The sequence below is a fragment of the Secundilactobacillus kimchicus JCM 15530 genome (genome assembly GCF_001433995.1).
Classification (GTDB): Bacteria; Bacillota; Bacilli; order Lactobacillales; family Lactobacillaceae; genus Secundilactobacillus; species Secundilactobacillus kimchicus.
The window spans coordinates 378594-396723 of sequence record NZ_AZCX01000002.1; the positions used below are offsets into that span (position 1 = coordinate 378594).

The following is an 18130-nucleotide window of genomic DNA, read 5'->3' on the forward strand; positions in this document are numbered from 1 at the left end:
CGGAGGATGACAGCGTCATGGCTAATCAGTCAATAGATGGGTTAACAAAAGCAGAAGCCGAAAAACTGGCCAGCGAATTACGGCCCAAGCTAACAGCTTGGGGAGCAGCATACTATACCAGTGATGCACCTGAAGTTGAAGATTCGGTATATGATCGAGAATATGCCAAGCTGGTTGCGATTGAGACCAAGTATCCGGATCTGGTAACAGCTGACTCACCAACTCAAAATGTTGGGGGGACAGCCTTGACCGAGTTCTCAAAGGTGACTCACGAGATTCCGATGTTGTCGTTAGGCGATGTTTTTTCTCGCGACGAGCTGGCGGAATTTGATGCCCGGGTCCGTGAGGCGGTAGGTGAGCCGGTCCCTTACAACTGTGAGTTAAAAATTGACGGTCTGGCTATTTCGCTGCGTTACGTGGCCGGCGAGTTGGTTCAGGGCTCGACTCGAGGCAACGGGGTAATTGGTGAAGATATCACCCAGAACTTAAAAACGATTCCGTCCATTCCCCAAAAGTTGAGTCGGCCGCTGACCATCGATGTTCGAGGAGAATGTTACATGCCTAAAGCGTCGTTTATTGAACTTAATGAACGGCGGGATGCTGAAGGAAAACCGGTATTTGCTAACCCGCGAAATGCCGCGGCTGGTAGTCTGCGGCAGTTAGACCCGCGGGTCACGGCTTCCCGAAAACTCAGTACGTTTATGTATAATGTGGCCGATTACACACCGTTAACAACGAGAACGCAAAGTGGTTTACTGACCGAATTAGCGGAGCTTGGGTTCACAACAAACCCAACCAACCGAGTGGCGACGACGATGGCTGAAGTTTACGATTACGTGGACGACTACACTGGGCAGCGGGACGCACTGTCGTACGGGATTGACGGCATTGTCATTAAGGCCAATTCGTTACCACTGCAACACGAAATGGGTGCGACGGTTAAAGTTCCGCGGTGGGCTATTGCATACAAGTTCCCGCCTGAAGAGGCCCAAACGAAGGTCTTGGATATTGAGTGGACGGTTGGTCGGACGGGAGTTGTCACACCAACAGCAATTATGAATCCCGTGCAATTAGCAGGGACAACGGTGGCGAGAGCATCGTTACACAATCCGGACTACCTGACGGAAAAAGACATTCGGATCGGGGATACCGTGATGCTTCATAAAGCGGGCGACATCATTCCAGAAATATCAAATTACGTAAAAGCGCTCCGGGATGACTCGACACAACCGTATGTGATTCCAACCCATTGTCCATCTTGTGGCGCCGAGCTCGTGCACTTAGACGACGAGGTGGCTCTGCGCTGCATTAATCCACGGTGTCCAGCTCAGCTGGCAGAACAGGTGAATCACTTTGCGTCACGCAATGCGATGAACATTGATGGGTTAGGTCCCCGGATTATTGCTCAATTGTTCGATAAGCAGTTGGTAGCCGATGTTTCGGACCTCTATAAGCTCCAGTTAGACCAATTAATGACACTTGACAAATTTGGTGAAAAATCGGCGACAAACCTACTGTCAGCCATTGATAACAGTCGTCAAAATTCGTCAGAGCGCTTATTATTTGGTTTAGGGATTCGCCATGTTGGCGCTAAAGCGGCCCGGGTCATTGCTGAGCACTTTGGTTCGATGGCTGCCATTGTGACGGCGTCGAGCGAAGAGATTGCTAACATTGACGCTGTGGGCCCAACGATTGCTGACAGTGTCGCCACTTATATGGCGATGCCGGAGTCAACTCAACTGATTGCCGAATTACAAGCTCAAGGCGTCAATATGACGTTCACAGCTGCCAGTGCTGCAGACGCCCCCGAAGACGGTTTCTTCAACGGCAAACGGGTGGTCTTAACCGGTAAGTTAAGGACGATGTCGCGGCCCCAGGCAACGGCTTGGTTAGAAAGCCAAGGCGCAACGGTTACGGGTAGCGTTAGTGCTAAGACGGACCTGGTTGTAGCTGGCTCGGACGCAGGAAGTAAGCTATCAAAAGCTGAATCCTTATCCATTGAAGTCTGGGACGAAACCCGGTTTGCACAAGAAATGACGGCTGAATCGGCTGATGGAGGAAACACGGATGAAAAAAATTAAAACGATGGTGGCCCTCGCCCTAATGGTGCTGGTGCTCAGTGCCTGTGGTAACCTGGGTGGCAGTTCAATGTCGACGGGGGGCGAGTCATCAAGTAAGTCGACCACTCTGACGGGAAAAGCGGAATCGGGTGATTATCAAGGCGTCATCCAAAATGGCCGCTATGTCACGAGTAAGTCTCGGGGTGTCAACGTCTCACAAAATGATAATCAATACAATCTTAAAAGCTTTGAAAACGGGCTCCTAACGGTCTCAAAACGAGTCTTTTCACCTGACAAGTACATTTTCCGAGAAGGACAGTTGCTCTCAACCAGCACCGTTCAAGATTGGTTGGGTCGACAATCTAAAAGTAATCCAACGGGGTTAAACCCCAAGGATAACGGTTCAACCAGTCCAACAAAACGGAACCCAATTTACCTGCAACAACTTGAAGAGCAGGACTACATGACCCAAAACGGTAAGAATCTCAAACTTTCAGGCGTCACGATTGGTCTTGGTTTGAACTCGGTTGATTATTACACTAAGGTGAAGTTTGGGGCGACGTACGAGACTAAAATCAGTAAGGCGGAGGCTCAAAAACAGGGTCAGGCCATTGCCAATACAGTGTTAGCACGACTAAGAAAACGGGCGGCACTAAAAAATGTGCCGATTACGATTGCCCTGTACCGCCAAGCTTCCAATGACAGCTTAGTGGGGGGAACATTTTTTGCATATTCAACCAACAAGGCTGGTACAACAAAGGTGGGATCATGGACGTCCATTAGCCAAGCGAACTACGTCTATCCACCTTCTTCCGGTAGTTCGAACACCGGGAACAGTAACGACTCTGGATCATTTGAAAACTTCAAGACCCAGGTTCAAAGCTTCTTTCCTAATCTGAGTGGGGTGACTGCTCAAGCTCAGTATACTGATAAAAAGTTGACGGGGATGAACGTGAACATCACGACTCAGTTCTACAGTCAAACTGAAATTATCAGTTTTACCCAGTATCTGCAGCAAGCGGCCCAGAAGTATCTGCCTGCAAATGCGCCCATCGACATTCTTGTGAAATCGGCTGATGGCGTTCAGAGTTATCTGAGTCGTTCAGCAAACGAAAAGCGATTCACATCGCATGTTTTCAATAGTTACTAAAGTTAATTTGGAGTTCAAAAAGGGGCAGAAATGGCCCTTTTTATGTGGTAAACTGTTTTTGTGTAGCGTTGAAAACAGACCATGATTCAACGCCCATGACAATATCTTGTGAAAGAGGGAAACTTGATGGCAAGTCGAATTGATCAGGATCAGGTAAAACACGTTGCCGGTTTGGCAAAACTTGAGCTTAAAGACAACCAGGTGGATTACTTTACAAAACAACTAGACGACATCATCGGTTTATTTGAAACCCTTGATGAAGTTAAGACTGATAACATCGAACCAACATCTTCCGTTAGCGATCAATTGAACGTCATGCGTGAAGACGTAGCGGACAACTGGGGCCAGCGTGGTGCATTGCTAGCAAACGCGCCAGAATCCGAAAATGGCTATATTAAGGTTCCGGCCATCATTGACGAAAGCGAGGATGAATAATACCCATGAACTACTTTGGAAAAGACCTCGCCACACTACACGATGATCTTTTAAACAAAAAAATCACAGTGGTCGATTTGGTTCAACAAACTTTTGACAATATTGATAAAACCGACCCAAAGATCGGTGCATTCTTAGCGCTGAACAAGGAAGCCGCCCTCAAAAAAGCAGCTGAAATCGATGCTGCCGGGGTGGACGCCGATAACGTCTTGTCAGGTATTCCATTAGCAATCAAAGACAACATTGTAACAAAGGGGCTCACAACGACTGCCGCATCTAAAATGCTCGAAAATTTCAAGCCTATTTACGACGCCACAGTTGTTGAAAAGTTAGCGGCACTAGGCACGGTTAATGTTGGGAAAACCAACATGGACGAGTTTGCTATGGGTGGTTCGACTGAAAATTCAGCCTTTAAGATTACTAAAAACGCCTGGGATCAAGACCGAGTACCAGGTGGCTCCTCAGGTGGTTCAGCGGCCGCCGTTGCCTCTGGTCAAGTGATCGCAGCTCTCGGTTCTGATACTGGTGGTTCTATTCGACAACCTGCTGCGTTTAACGGCATTGTTGGGATGAAGCCAACTTACGGTCGAATCTCACGGTGGGGTCTTATCGCCTTCGCTTCAAGTTTGGATGAAATTGGACCCATGACGCGGACGGTTAAAGATAATGCCACATTGTTATCTGCATTGGCCGGTCATGACGGCCACGATTTAACCTCGTCAACTCAAGAAGTTCCAGATTTTGCAGCCGAATTAAACGACACCACTTCTGTTAAGGGGATGAAGATTGGGTTACCAACTGAATTTCTCGGTGAGGGGGTCGATGAAGGTGTCAAAGCTGCCATTTTGGCCGCAGCCGATAAATACCGGGAACTAGGAGCAACCGTTGAAGAAGTCTCACTGCCACATAACAAGTATGGCGTCGCTGCTTATTACATCATCGCGTCATCTGAGGCTTCGTCTAACTTGCAACGGTTTGATGGTATTCGTTATGGTTACCGTGCTGACGACGTCACTAACTTGGAAGACGTGTACGTGAAATCGCGGTCAGAGGGATTTGGCGACGAAGTTAAGCGGCGCATTATGCTGGGAACGTTCTCACTTTCAGCCGGTTTTTACGATGCCTACTTTAAGAAAGCCGCTCAGGTTCGGACGCTTATTATTGACGATTTCAAGGCAGTTTTGAAGGATCACGATTTTATTATGGGACCGGTTACGCCAACCACGGCTTTCAAGATTGGTGACGAGATTTCGGATCCGATGACGATGTACATGAATGATATTTTAACAATTCCGGTTAATTTGGCTGGATTACCAGGATTATCATTGCCAGCTGGACAAGTAGCTGGATTACCGGTTGGGATGCAGCTAATTGGCCGGCCATTTGACGAAAGCACGCTGTATAAAGCAGGCTATGTCTTTGAACAAGCAACCGATTATCACAACCAGACACCAAGTTTAGGGGGGCAAGCATAATGAACTTTGAAACAACGATTGGCTTGGAAGTCCACGTTGAACTTAAAACAAATTCAAAGATTTTCAGTCCGTCTCCCGTTGAATTTGGGGACGATCCAAACGCTAACACTAACGTTATTGATTGGGGGTACCCCGGGGTATTGCCAACGACGAACAAAGGGGTTGTCGAAAGCGGCATTAAGGCAGCTTTAGCGCTGCACGCTAAAGTCGAACAACAGACTCACTTCGACCGAAAAAATTACTTCTATCCGGATAATCCCAAAGCCTACCAGATTTCTCAATCTGATAAGCCACTTGCCCACGATGGGTGGATTGAAGTTGACGTTGATGGTACCAAGAAGAAAATCGGTATCGCTGAAATGCATATTGAAGAAGATGCCGGGAAAAACACCCATGAACGCGACTATTCATACGTGGATCTGAACCGTCAAGGCACGCCACTAATTGAAATTGTGTCGAAGCCAGAAATTGCATCGCCTGACGAAGCATATGCTTATCTAGAAGCGTTAAGACAACGGATTCAATTTACGGGCATTTCTGACGTGAAAATGGAAGAAGGATCCATGCGGGTTGACGTTAACATTTCGGTGCGACCGGTTGGACAAACTGAATTTGGGACAAAAACTGAGTTGAAGAACTTGAACTCCTTTAACTATGTTCGAAAGGGATTGGCTTTCGAAGAACAGCGGCAACAACGGGTGTTAATGTCTGGCGGTGAGATCCAACAAGAAACTCGGCGCTATGATGAAGCTAGCGGTCAGACGATTTTGATGCGGGTCAAGGAAGGTTCTGATGACTACCGTTACTTCCCAGAACCGGATCTACCGGCCTTGCAAATTTCGGATGACTGGATTAACGACATTAACGCTAGTATGCCCGAGATGCCAGGTAAGCGGCGTGACCGTTACGTCAATGAGCTAGGCATCACGGACTACGATGCTATGGTTTTGACACAAACCAAAGAAATGTCAGATTTCTTTGACGAAACCGTTGCATTGGGCGCTGACCCTAAGATGGCAGCTAACTACCTGCAAGGTGACGTCAATGCCTTTTTGAATGACAAACAAGTTGATTTGCAGGATACGGATTTAACGCCTGCTAACTTGGCCGGAATGATCAACTTGATCAATGATGGGACGATCTCAACGAAGATGGCCAAGAAAGTCTTTAAGGCCATTACAGAAGGTCAAGAACCCAAGGCGTTTGTTGAAGAAAAAGGACTGGTTCAATTATCCGACCCAGCTCAACTCCAGCCAATTATTGATGGGGTCTTAGCTGACAACCAACAGTCCGTTGAAGACTTTAACAATGGTAAAGACCGGGCAGTTGGCTTCCTTGTGGGCCAAATTATGAAACAAACCCACGGTAAGGCAAATCCGAAAGTGGTTAACCAACTTTTGATGGCTTCACTGAAAAAATAAGCGGAATGGTGGCGGCAGGATATGCGTAAACGTGCGCGAGTAATCTACAACCCAACTTCGGGGCGTGAAGCTTTGAAGAAGGATATGATCGAAATCTTAAACGTATTTGAACAAGCAGGTTACGAAACAAGTGCCTTTGCGACGACTGCCGACCCTGACTCCGCTGCCAATGAAGCGAATCGGGCAGCGCGGGACGGGTTCGATCTAGTTGTCGCAGCCGGCGGCGACGGGACGATTAATCAAGTGGTCAACGGCATTGCTGGCCTGAAGAAACGGCCTAAGATGGCGGTTATTCCAGCCGGGACAACGAATGACTATGCGAGAGCCCTTCATATTCCGAGAGAAGATCCGTTGGAAGCGGCTAAAGTGGTGTTGAAACAACAAACGATTAAGATGGACATTGGCCAGGCGGGAGAGACGTACTTCGTCAACATTGCAGGGGGCGGACGGCTAACCGAATTGACCTATGATGTGCCCTCAGAATTCAAATCGCTATTTGGCTACCTGGCCTACCTTGTTAAGGGCGCCGAATTACTGCCACAAATTCGACCGTTCAACATGGATTTGAAGTACGATTCAGAGACTTATTCGGGGAAGGCGTCGATGTTTTTCTTGGCCCTCACCAATTCGATTGGTGGCCTAGAACAAATTGTGCCGGACGCCTCACTAAACGACGGTAAATTTACGATGATTATTGTGAAAACCAGCAACATGGTTGAGATCTTACATTTGATTACGTTAGTGCTAAATGGTGGTCGACACGTTAAAGATCCCCGAATTATTTATCGGAAAGTGTCAACTGTTACTGTTAAACCACAGGATGGTTCACGGATTATGATTAACTTAGACGGTGAATACGGCGGCGATGCCCCAATGACGTTTAAGAACTTGAAACAACACATTGAATTTTACGCCAACTTGGATGCGATTCCGGATAATGCGGTTGAAACTGAAGCCCAGGAGCTTCTTGAGGCTGAGCGTCGGTTTGTTGAAGGGGTCAAGGAACTTCCTGCCGACCAGCGACCAGATAGCATTAACGAAGAGTAATGGTGTTCTTTTGAAGGGTTTTGCTGTATGATACGTAGTGCAGTTAAACCCTTTTTCAGATTAAGGAGAACTAATGAAAATTTCAGCACCTGTAACAAAGAACCAAACAATCGAAGGCACAATCGAAGACCTCACATACGAAGGGCTTGGTGTCTTAAAAGTCGACCGTTACCCACTTTTTGTGGCGGATGCGCTACCGGGTGAAACCATCAAGGCCGTGGTCACAAAAGCGGGTAAAAACTTTGGCTACGCACGTTGCCTTGAACGAGAGACAACATCGCCAGACCGGGTTGAAGTCAAAAAAGAGGATCGTCGACTGGCTCAAGCGGGGATTGCGCCGTTACAACACATGACGTACGCCGCTCAATTGGTTTTTAAACAGCACCAGATTGAGTCTTTACTGGCTAAAGCGAAGTTGGATATTGAAGTGTCAGAAACGCTGGGAATGGAAAAACCATACCAGTATCGGAATAAAGCCCAAATCCCGGTTCGGTTGGTCAACGGTCAGTTGGAAACGGGATTTTATCGGCAACATTCTCACGATTTAGTGCCGTTAGAGGACTATTACATCCAAGATGCCCGGATTGATCAAGCAATTATTGTGGTTCGCGATCTTCTCAGGGAATATGGGTTGGCCCCATACAATGAAGCTGATCAGTCAGGGATAATTCGAAACATCATGGTCCGTCAGGGTTATTACAGTGATGACATGATGATTGGTTTCATTACCAACAGCAAGACGCTACCTCATGCTCAGGATTTGATCAAGGGGATTACGGCACAATTACCGCACGTTAAAAGCATCGTTCACAACGTCAATAACCGGGCGACAAACGTGATCATGGGACCAGTAACGAAGACAATCTACGGCGAAGACGTTATTTTTGATAAATTACTTGGCAATCAATTTGCCATCTCAGCACAGTCATTTTATCAAGTTAATCCACAGCAGACCGAGAAGTTGTACCAAATTGCGATTGATAAGGCACAGCTGTCCGATCGGGATGTTGTCATTGATGCCTACTGTGGGATTGGAACCATTTCGTTGGCCATGGCTCGGCATGCAGGTGATGTGTTTGGGGTTGAAGTGGTTAGCGATGCCGTTGCGGACGCAAAGCGGAACGCAAAGTTAAACCATTTAGACAACGTTGAGTTCGTGGCTAATAAAGCTGAGTATCAAATGAGCAAGTGGCAAGAAATGGGCATGAAACCCGATGTCATCGTGGTCGATCCACCACGAAAAGGATTAGACGAGACACTGATTGAAAGCGCCACTCAAATGGCGCCTAAACGGGTCGTTTATGTCAGTTGTAATCCTTCCACTTTGGTCCGGGATATTCAACGGTTCGCTGAACGTGGTTACCACGTGGTTGGTCCGATTCAGCCGGTGGACCAATTTCCACAAACGCCGCATATTGAAAGTGTTACGTTGTTGGAACGCGACTAAGTGGTCTTTATTAAATCCGACAGGTCATTGGCCTGGAGGATTTTTTAATTAGTTCAGTAGTTTGACCCTGAAATTTAAGGATTTCGATGAAAAGTCAGGCCATTCTACGTATAATACTTAAGAAAGACATCTCAGTTTACAAAGGACGGTTCTATGACCCCAGAAACATTATTAAAAACTAAATTTGGATATGATCAGTTTCGATCTGGTCAAAAAGAAGTCATCGATGATCTCTTGGCGGGCCAAAACGTGTTAACGATTATGCCAACAGGGGGTGGGAAGTCACTGTGTTACCAGATTCCAGCAATGTTAATGGCGGGGGTCACGCTGGTGGTTTCGCCCCTGATTTCGCTTATGAAAGATCAAGTAGATGCGTTAAACGATAACGACATTCCAGCGACGTTTATTAATAGCACTTTGGACTACTCAGAAATGCGAGATCGATTTGAAGTCCTTCAGGCGGGGCGAATTAAGCTTCTCTATGTGTCACCTGAACGGTTGGATTCAGAAGCGTTTGACCAATTGGCGACGTTACCCATTGACCTGGTCGCAATTGACGAAGCCCATTGTATTTCCCAATGGGGCCACGATTTTCGGCCAAGTTATTTGACACTAACAGATAATTTGAAGCGGCTACCTAGTCAGCCGACAGTGGTGGCGTTGACGGCTACTGCGACGCCTCAAGTTGCCCGGGATATCAAACAGCGATTGGGGATTAATAACGAAGTTAAAACTGGATTTGAACGCGATAATCTTGCCTTTAAGGTGGTCAAGGACCAGGATAGTGATCGCTACCTATTAGATTATGTGCGGCTAAATGCGGATCAGGCGGGTATCATCTATGCCAGTACGCGAAAAGAAGTTGAACGTGTCTATCATCTATTGAAAAAACATCATGTTAAAGTGGCGCTCTACCATGGCGGTCTCTCTAAAGAAGAACGGCAGGCCAATCAGGATGATTTTTTGTATGATCGTGCCAGTGTGATGGTTGCGACGAACGCTTTTGGGATGGGAATTGATAAGAGCAACGTTCGATTTGTCATTCACGATCAAGTGCCAGGTTCATTGGAGGCCTATTATCAAGAAGCTGGTCGGGCAGGTCGAGACGGGTTACCCAGTGAAGCAATTTTGCTCTTTAAATTGGCTGACGTCGCGATTCAACATTTTTTAATTGATCAGTCTGAGCGTGATGAAGCTGGCAAAAAGCGAGAATATGAAAAGCTACAGTTGATGAGTCAGTACGCGAATACGGAAGAATGCCTTCAAACGTTCATTTTGAGTTACTTTGGCGATGTGGGAGAAGCCTGCGGTCGTTGCAGCAACTGTTTAGATACCCGTGAATTGCAAGATATTACAGTCGACACGCAAAAGGTGTTATCCTGTGTTCGGCGGATGAACGAACGGTTTGGTAAAGGGCTTGTGGCTCAAGTATTAGTGGGATCCCAAGTCGCCCGAATTAAACAGTTTCAATTTGACCGGCTCTCAACGTATGGGTTAATGAAAGGCCAGTCTCAAAAGGCGGTCGTGGGTCTCATTGATTATTTAACCGCCGCTGGTTATCTGCAGGCCTCTGGCGGCCAATACCCTACGTTGCGCGTTTCGGCCCTTGGACTTGAAGTCTTGCAAGGCCAGCAACAGGTCTTTCGTAAAACAGCCCTCAAGGCGACTAAGAGCTTGCCGGTTAATGATGCGTTGTTTGAACAACTCCGACAGTTACGGTTGAGCCTTGCCAGTGAGCAAGGTGTCCCGCCTTTTGTTATTTTTTCTGATAAGACCCTTCGAGATATGTGTGCTGTTATGCCACAAACTGAGACGGAAATGTTAACCGTTAAGGGAATTGGTGAAAGTAAATTGGCGAAGTATGGGGCACAATTCTTAGCAATTATTCAAGCTAATCAGGCGGAGAAGTCAGAAATGTCGCCTAATCAGTGACGGTTAGCGTTGGCTAATCTTTAAAGCATCAGCGTTGTTTCACCATTTGCTTTAATGTATAATTAAAGTAATTTTAATGGTAAGGGGCAGGGCGCATGCTAGAAAACCTACTGGGTGTTATTCAACAAGAAGGCGTGTCTGAGCAACTCTTTCATAGCCTAATTGGAATTGAGATAGAAGAAAACCGAATTGATAAAGCCGGCCGGGTAAGCACCCGACCGCATCCCACAGCATTGGGTTCCCGGACGTTTCATCCGTACGTGCAATCCGATTTTGGCGAAAGCCAAACGGAGTTGATTACGGACCCCAACCCTAATATTAGCGGCGTTTTGGATCAACTTGATACCCTCCAAACCGTCTTATTTCGGACCCTCGAGGGAGACGACCGAATCTGGCCATTGAGTATGCCACCTGCAGTGAGTGAAGCCGATCGAGAGACCATTAAATCTCATTTTGGCCGACCGGCTTACCGGGCGTACCGAGACTATTTGACTAAAAAGTACGGTGTTGACCGAAAAATCGTGACGGGTGTGCATATTAACTTTAACTTGCCAGATCCGGTGATTAATCGATTATTTGGTCACTATCAAGATCAGTTCGACCACGTGACCGCTTTTAAAAATGCCCTCTATTTCCAGCTAGCCCAAAACATGGTCTTAAATCGATGGCTGTTAACGTATTTATTTGGCGCTTCACCGGTTGCCGAAAAGGGTTACTTTGAGAGTATGGGGACCGCACCACTCTCCGGACCTGCTAGAAGTCTTCGCAACAGTCAGTATGGGTATTCGAATCAGCCGGCTGACGGTGTCGGTGCCGGTATTTATCAGTCCTTGCCAGCCTTTATCGAGACGCTTGAAAAACAAGTGGCCGCCGGCGTGTTGTATTCACAAGCCGAATTTTACGGCCCCGTTCGTTTTCGGGGTCAAAAAGCGCTGCCGGATTATCTGACTCGAGGGATCAAATACCTGGAGTTCCGGGTTTTTGATAACACGCCATATACGTCAAATGGTGTTAGTCGCCATGCACTGAATTTTTTGAAAATATACTTTTTATATTTAATGGTCACACCGGTGACTGGGTCGACGCTTGAAGCAGACTTACAGGCGGCTGAACGTTTGAATAATCAGGTCGCACTAGAGGCCCCGACTAGCCATACGATTGCGGAACAACAGGGACGGCAAATTTTTGATGAGCTCCATGATTTGGCGGTGAAGTTGGCTGCTCACAGCGAACAGTTAACAGCCCTCGATGACTTTAGTGAAGTCATGACACATCCTGAATTAACACCGGCGGCCAAATTGACAAAACACATCAAAAACGGCAGTCTGATGGAATATGGTGTCACCCGTGCAGCGCAACTGAAGGCTGAACGAACGGGGGCAGCGGATTTACTACCAGTCTTTTCACGGCTGTCGGTGCGAGCCCAGGAGCTGATTTTTAGGGCGGTTCAGCTGGGTGTTCGTTACTATGAAGTCCGCGATGAAAATGGCGAGAGTATGTTAATGATGACATTTGACGGGATGACCCAAGTGGTTTCCGTTGATTTCTTGCCCGAAGAGGACGCGACAACCTACTTAAAACGACTCTTTCCGGATCTTCCAGTTCCAACAACACGATAAAAACCATGGTCTACTCGGCATCTGAGTAGACCATGGTTTTTTGTTAGTTTCGATAGCGATGACCGTAATAAACGGGAATTCCGAGTAAGGTCAAACCAACTCCCACCAGCGCTAGGCCAGTTTGGGTCACAATGGTGACCACAACGATAAACAGGCCACCAATGATGGCGATAATGGGAATGATGGGATAGCCCGGCACGCGATAAGGGCGCTTTAATTGAGGCTCTCGCCGCCGGAGCACAAACAAGGCCACAAACAACATGACATTGAAAATCCACATGACGAAAACCAACATGTCCGTTAAGGTGTCAAACGACCCCATAAAAATCATTAACAGAGAGATTCCTAATTGGACGAGGCCGGCGAAGTAAGGGACGTATGTGTGCGGTGACAGCTTCTTCAGTTGTTGACTGAAGGGGAGTGCATCCTCACTAGCCATAGCAAAGGGAATGCGCATCCCAGTCAGGGTGTAGCCGTTAATCGCGCCGTAGACTGAAATTAATATGCCCACTGTGACCAGTTTGCCACCTGCTGGTCCGAAGATGACTTGAGCCGCCTGGGAGGCGGCATTTTGATTACCAGCTAATTGGTCCAACGGTAACGTTTTAAGAAAAACAAAGTTAACGATAGCATAGATCAGGGTAATTAAAGTGAGACCACCAATGATGGCTTTGGGGAGGTCTTTTTCAGGGGATTTCATTTCGCCTGCAATATTACCAATACTGATCCAACCATCGTAGGCAAACATCGTGGCAAGTAACCCACTACTGAAGGCGTGCCAGAAGTCGAGGTGAGCACCAGCCGAAACGGGCCAAAGACTAACTGCCACGTTGCTGGGTGCGAGCAACCCGAAAATGACAATAATGGCGAGGGGAATGAGCTTAAAAATGAGGGCAATGGATTGGAAAGCACCACCGACTCGAGCCCCTAAGAAGTTCAGTCCTGCTAGACTGGCGGCGCACGCAACGGCAATCGGAATGTGCCAAATGGCCGATAAGTTAAACAGGTTCAGGACCTGAGTCGAAAAAATAATTGAGAGGGCTGCAATATTAGCTGGATAATAGACCAGAATCAGGGCCCAACCCATGAGAAACCCTGGTAACTTTCCGTAAGTGTATTCTAGGTATTTGATGGCCCCACCGGTTTTGGGGATGGCCGCTGCTAGTTCCGCCGCGGAAAGCCCACCACAAAGCGTTAACAAGCCGCCTAAGACCCAGGCAAGTAATGTTAGACTCGTTGATTGGGTTGCGCCAACAACGGCAGCAACCTTGAAAAATACGCCGCCTCCAATGACCGTTCCCATCACGGTAGATAGGGCGGAGAATAATCCAATTTCGCGTTTTAGACTTGGTTGTGACTTCAACTGACCGGACTCCTTTTTTGAATAACGATTTATTATAGCAAACAAAAACCCCCGCGACAATTAGCTGTCAGCGGGGGAAGGGTTATTCAAACAAAAATAGTTTAGTGGAAGAATAAATTCAAAATTAAGACAACGAGAATCCCGACAATGGAGATGATCGTCTCCAGCACGGTCCAGATCGAAAGTGTTTGCTTGACCGTCAAATCGAAGTATTCCCGGAACATCCAGAAACCAGCATCGTTAACGTGAGAAGCGGCCAGTGACCCAGCACCGATTGCCAGTACCATCAACGCAGGATCAACATTTGCTTGAACCATCAATGGCGCAACGATTCCGGCAGCTGTCAATGAAGCAACGGTTGCAGAACCAAGTGCAACCCGTAAGATCACAGCAACGAGCCAACCTAAAATGAGTGGTGAGAAGTTTGAATGAATGAATAATTTGGCAACTTCATCACCAACGCCACCTTCAATCAACACGTTCTTGAAAGCACCACCACCACCAATAACTAACAGCAACATGGCAATGGATTTAACCGCATTTTCAACGGTATCCATAATTTGCTTAGTTGACCGGTGCCGGTTCCAGCCCATGGCCCACATTGCAAACATTAAAGAAAGCAACATTGCCATCGACGGTGATCCAATGAGGGCAACAATCTGATCCATGATGGATAGGTTCTTGCTTGGCATGTGACCGCCGTGAAGGACCATGGTGTAAACGGTCGTGATGGCCATTAAGATAACGGGCATCAACGATGTCAAAACTGAGATCCCAAAACCGGGTGCTTCACCTGGAGCAGGGGTCTTCATTTCACCAAATGAACTCAAGTTACCCTTTTGGGCGAAAGCCGATGGGGCGAACTTTTGGGCTAATTTCGTGAATAATGGGCCGGCCACGTAAGCAGAAGGAATTGCCACAATTAACCCAAACAAGAGCACTTTACCGTCGTTAGCGCCCAAAACTTGAGCGATCGCAACTGGGGCCGGGTGAGGTGGCAAGAACCCGTGGGTGACAGACAACGCAGCTGCCATTGAAATCCCAAGATACAAGATTGGGACGCCGGCTTCAACTGCGATGGCAAAGACGATAGGAATCAGCAGAACCATCCCAACTTCGAAGAAGAGGGCGATCCCAATAATAAATGAGGCTAACATAATAGCTAATTGTAGCCGTTTCTTACCGAACTTTTGAATCAAGGTTGTTGCAATGGTGTGGGCCCCACCAGCGTCGGCAACTAACCGACCCAGCATCGCGCCAAAACCAAAGACAAGTGATAACTCACCAAGTTGGCTACCAATCCCAGTTTCAATCGTTGAAGCGATCGTGGAAAGGTTCATACCAAGTAAAATAGCGGTCAACACGGATGTTAAGATCAGTGAGACAAACGTATTGATTTTAAACTGAATAATTAAAACCAACAGGAAAATGACACCAATCACTAGAGCAAGTAGTTCCATGATTTTAACCCTTTCGTTTATAGATTTGGAAACAAAACTGTTTCCGGTATTCCAAGTTAAGACAAACCCTTTTTAATTTTTAAGAAGCTTGGAAACAATGTTAATAGTGATTACTTTTCAGCCTTTTTAGATTCATGTTGGCGTTGGTAATCAGCAATTGCTTTATATTCAGTCTGTAATTGACGACTTAAGCGAATATAAATTGGAACAAGGGCGCGATAAGCGTCGTAGGTCTCAGGATTAGGCTTGTGAACGTTTGTCACCCCGACAAAGTTTTTCACTTCACTGAGATCTTGAATAGCACCAAGGCTATACATGCCTAATACTGCAGCTCCAAGCGCCGTACCTTCAACACTTTCTGGAATGTTGACGTCTTGTTCAAAAATGTCAGCTAACATTTGGCGCCAAAGGGCCGAACGGGCAAATCCACCGGTAGCCTGGATACTCTTTGGTTTACCGACCACTTCTTCAAGGGCGATCATCACGGTGTACAGGTTGTAGACAATGCCTTCAAGAGCAGCCCGAACCATGTGCGCGCGAGTGTGTGTTCTGGTTAATCCAAAGAACGAGCCACGAGCATTAGCGTCCCAGATCGGTGCCCGTTCACCACCGAGGAACGGATGGAAAATGAGACCATCAGAACCAGCTGGTACCTTAGAGGCAATCTCCGTTAATAAGTCGTAACTATCGACTTGGAGTTGCTCAGCGGTAATTTTTTCAGGTGCAAACAGTTGATCGCGAACCCAACGGAAAACAATCCCACCGTTATTAACGGGGCCACCCACAACCCACTTGTTTGGTGCCAAGTAGTAACAAAAGACACGGCCCTTTGGATCGATTTTCGGCTTGTCAGTGACAACTCGCACGGCCCCTGAGGTTCCAATCGTCACAGCGACAACCCCGGGATCAATGGCATTGACGCCAAGGTTAGCAAGTGGACCATCTGAAGCACCCATCACAAATGGTGTGTTAGGGTCAATGCCAATCACCTTAGCATAATCCGCATTCATGCCGCTGACGGTAGCCGTTGTATCAACCAATTCTGGTAACTGATCGCGAGTGACACCAGCTAAGTCGAGGGCCTGTTGGTCCCAATCCATATTAAAGATGTTGAACATCCCAGTTGCGTTGGCAATCGAGTAGTCTTCTTTTAACTCGCCAAAGAGTTTATAGATGACGTATTCCTTGATTCCAACGAACCATTTGGCTTGATTAAATAAATCTTGATGCTCATTTCGCAACCAGATGAGTTTAGTGAAAGGCGTCATCGGGTGGATAGGGGTCCCAGTTTTTTCATAAATTTGCTTGCCAACGCCGTTTTCACGGAGCTCGTCGGCATACTTCACGGCCCGGTTATCCGCCCATGTAATAGCCCGAGTCAGCGGTTTATGATTCTCATCAAGTAAAATTAAGCTGTGCATGGCGGCTGAGAATGAAACCCCTTTCAGTTCGCCGGACCTTAAATCAGCTTTTCGTAAAACGGTGGTCAAACCGTCGACAATGGCTGAGAAGATTTCTTCAGGATCTTCTTCCGCCATATCAGGCACGTCTTGGTAGAGGGGGTAAAGGTTATTGGAATAGCCCTTAACCTGGCCCTTATCATCGAACAATACCGTTTTGACGCTGGTTGTTCCGATGTCTACACCAATCATGTAATCCATTTTTTAAACTTCCTTTCTTAAATCTAAGGTAAACGCTTTCTTGTCCATGTAGTTTAAACAAAACCAATTATATGAAAAAAATTTTCACATTTCAAGTATTATCTTGTAAAAGTTTTTCAAATGCCATAGAATGGTGATGAATTGAACTAAGTTTGTGACAGGGGGCTTATTAAAGTGGCACGCTCAGCTATCAGTACCATTCGCTCTTATTATCCGAATCTGAGCCGATTGCACCAAAAAATTGCCGATTATATTTTTGCCCAACCCCAGTCTGTGAGCGAGTTGACCATCAACGAACTTGCCGAGAAGGTTGGTGTTTCTACGGCGTCCATTTCGCGGTTTGCAAAAACAGTTGGCTATACTAACTACCGTGAGTTTAGCATGGAACTTGCCAACGTGAAAGCAGATGGTGCTCAAAGTACGATTTTTAAGAAAATTGACCCGGACGACTCGATGAATACCATGGCCCGTAAAACTTTTCAGGCCATGATTGATGCTTTGATTTCGACTCAAGCGGTTCTTCATGAGGAAACTTTAGATGAAGCAGTTGAGTGGATATTACGGGCCCATCAACTGGCATTTTTCGGGTTAGGTGGATCATCGGTCGCAGCGCTAGACGGTTATCACAAGTTCTTGCGGACTTCTATTAATAGTGAATATTATCCCGACTACGACGTCCAGTTGATGCAGGCTGCCAAACTAACGAAAAACGATTGCGCGATTATGATTTCTCATTCAGGAGAAAATCAGCAGACACTAACGGTTTTAAACCAGTTAAAGCGCAATCACGTGCCCGTGATTGCGATTACTAGTTATGGGCGGTCCTCGCTGGCACAAAAAGCAGATATTGCGCTGTTATCGTTAGCCGATCAAGTCAATCAACGCTCGGATGGAATTTATACGCTGATTGCTCAACTCGCGTTAATTGATAGTTTATTTACCATTGTCGCTATTAAGTTAAGTCATCGGACTGAAGCTGTGATGCACCGGGTTCGCCAAGCCATTGATGAAACGCGAAATCCTGAATCATAGGTGACTTTACCGATTTGCAGAGTATGGT

Annotated in this window: 13 protein-coding genes; 10 read left to right on the forward strand and 3 right to left on the reverse strand. The window is 46.8% G+C overall.

The features are described 5' to 3' along the window. Positions 1 to 17: 17 nt before the first annotated feature. The 9 genes from ligA (at position 18) to FC96_RS04320 (ending at position 12586) form a co-directional block, all read left to right on the forward strand. Positions 18 to 2081, forward strand: a complete 2064-nt coding sequence (gene ligA, locus FC96_RS04280) for an NAD-dependent DNA ligase LigA (RefSeq protein WP_056942116.1) — start codon at positions 18 to 20, stop codon at positions 2079 to 2081. Then, positions 2068 to 3210 carry a CamS family sex pheromone protein gene (locus FC96_RS04285; RefSeq protein ID WP_156403152.1) on the forward strand — a complete coding sequence of 381 codons (1143 nt, stop codon included), beginning with the start codon at positions 2068 to 2070 and terminating at the stop codon, positions 3208 to 3210. Before ligA ends, FC96_RS04285 begins: the two co-directional genes overlap by 14 nt. 126 nt (positions 3211 to 3336) lie before the next feature. Further along, positions 3337 to 3645 (forward strand): Asp-tRNA(Asn)/Glu-tRNA(Gln) amidotransferase subunit GatC, encoded by a 309-nt coding sequence (gene gatC / locus FC96_RS04290; protein ID WP_054659477.1) that lies wholly within the window; start codon positions 3337 to 3339, stop codon positions 3643 to 3645. Between the two features lie 5 nt (positions 3646 to 3650). Then, positions 3651 to 5120 carry an Asp-tRNA(Asn)/Glu-tRNA(Gln) amidotransferase subunit GatA gene (gatA, locus tag FC96_RS04295; protein WP_056942118.1) on the forward strand — a complete coding sequence of 490 codons (1470 nt, stop codon included), beginning with the start codon at positions 3651 to 3653 and terminating at the stop codon, positions 5118 to 5120. After that, positions 5120 to 6541 (forward strand): Asp-tRNA(Asn)/Glu-tRNA(Gln) amidotransferase subunit GatB, encoded by a 1422-nt coding sequence (gene gatB, locus FC96_RS04300; protein ID WP_056942119.1) that lies wholly within the window; start codon positions 5120 to 5122, stop codon positions 6539 to 6541. Before gatA ends, gatB begins: the two co-directional genes overlap by 1 nt. Positions 6542 to 6562: 21 nt before the next feature. Beyond that, positions 6563 to 7588, forward strand: coding sequence for a diacylglycerol kinase (locus FC96_RS04305; protein ID WP_056942120.1), 1026 nt, complete (start codon positions 6563 to 6565; stop codon positions 7586 to 7588). 73 nt (positions 7589 to 7661) lie between these two features. Further along, positions 7662 to 9035, forward strand: a complete 1374-nt coding sequence (gene rlmD / locus FC96_RS04310) for a 23S rRNA (uracil(1939)-C(5))-methyltransferase RlmD (RefSeq protein WP_056942121.1) — start codon at positions 7662 to 7664, stop codon at positions 9033 to 9035. A gap of 153 nt (positions 9036 to 9188) precedes the next feature. Further along, positions 9189 to 10967, forward strand: coding sequence for a DNA helicase RecQ (recQ, locus tag FC96_RS04315; protein ID WP_056942122.1), 1779 nt, complete (start codon positions 9189 to 9191; stop codon positions 10965 to 10967). A gap of 95 nt (positions 10968 to 11062) precedes the next feature. Beyond that, entirely contained in the window at positions 11063 to 12586 is a 1524-nt protein-coding gene (locus FC96_RS04320; RefSeq protein WP_056942123.1) for a gamma-glutamylcysteine synthetase, read from the forward strand. Between the two features lie 43 nt (positions 12587 to 12629). On the opposite strand, the gene FC96_RS04325 is transcribed toward FC96_RS04320, so the two are convergent. The 3 genes from FC96_RS04325 to gntK all read right to left on the reverse strand — a co-directional run bounded on the left by FC96_RS04325 (position 12630) and on the right by gntK (position 17070). Further along, entirely contained in the window at positions 12630 to 13949 is a 1320-nt protein-coding gene (locus tag FC96_RS04325; protein WP_268872566.1) for an APC family permease, read from the reverse strand. Positions 13950 to 14050: 101 nt separating this feature from the next. Further along, positions 14051 to 15409, reverse strand: a complete 1359-nt coding sequence (locus FC96_RS04330; RefSeq protein ID WP_054659479.1) for a gluconate:H+ symporter — start codon at positions 15407 to 15409, stop codon at positions 14051 to 14053. Positions 15410 to 15519: 110 nt separating this feature from the next. Next, entirely contained in the window at positions 15520 to 17070 is a 1551-nt protein-coding gene (gene gntK, locus FC96_RS04335) for a gluconokinase (protein ID WP_056942124.1), read from the reverse strand. 174 nt (positions 17071 to 17244) lie between these two features. Here gntK and FC96_RS04340 point away from each other — a divergent pair, with 174 nt between their 5' ends. After that, entirely contained in the window at positions 17245 to 18102 is an 858-nt protein-coding gene (locus tag FC96_RS04340) for a MurR/RpiR family transcriptional regulator (protein ID WP_056942125.1), read from the forward strand. Positions 18103 to 18130: the final 28 nt, after the last annotated feature.

Excerpts from the sequence above, each read along its gene's own strand:
- ligA (WP_056942116.1), top strand. The coding sequence starts at position 18 with ATGGCTAATCAGTCAATAGATGGGTTAACAAAAGCAGAAGCCGAAAAA.
- FC96_RS04285 (WP_156403152.1), top strand. The coding sequence starts at position 2,068 with ATGAAAAAAATTAAAACGATGGTGGCCCTCGCCCTAATGGTGCTGGTG.
- gatC (WP_054659477.1), top strand. The coding sequence starts at position 3,337 with ATGGCAAGTCGAATTGATCAGGATCAGGTAAAACACGTTGCCGGTTTG.
- gatA (WP_056942118.1), top strand. The coding sequence starts at position 3,651 with ATGAACTACTTTGGAAAAGACCTCGCCACACTACACGATGATCTTTTA.
- gatB (WP_056942119.1), top strand. The coding sequence starts at position 5,120 with ATGAACTTTGAAACAACGATTGGCTTGGAAGTCCACGTTGAACTTAAA.
- FC96_RS04305 (WP_056942120.1), top strand. The coding sequence starts at position 6,563 with ATGCGTAAACGTGCGCGAGTAATCTACAACCCAACTTCGGGGCGTGAA.
- rlmD (WP_056942121.1), top strand. The coding sequence starts at position 7,662 with ATGAAAATTTCAGCACCTGTAACAAAGAACCAAACAATCGAAGGCACA.
- recQ (WP_056942122.1), top strand. The coding sequence starts at position 9,189 with ATGACCCCAGAAACATTATTAAAAACTAAATTTGGATATGATCAGTTT.
- FC96_RS04320 (WP_056942123.1), top strand. The coding sequence starts at position 11,063 with ATGCTAGAAAACCTACTGGGTGTTATTCAACAAGAAGGCGTGTCTGAG.
- FC96_RS04330 (WP_054659479.1), bottom strand. The coding sequence starts at position 15,409 with ATGGAACTACTTGCTCTAGTGATTGGTGTCATTTTCCTGTTGGTTTTA.
- gntK (WP_056942124.1), bottom strand. The coding sequence starts at position 17,070 with ATGGATTACATGATTGGTGTAGACATCGGAACAACCAGCGTCAAAACG.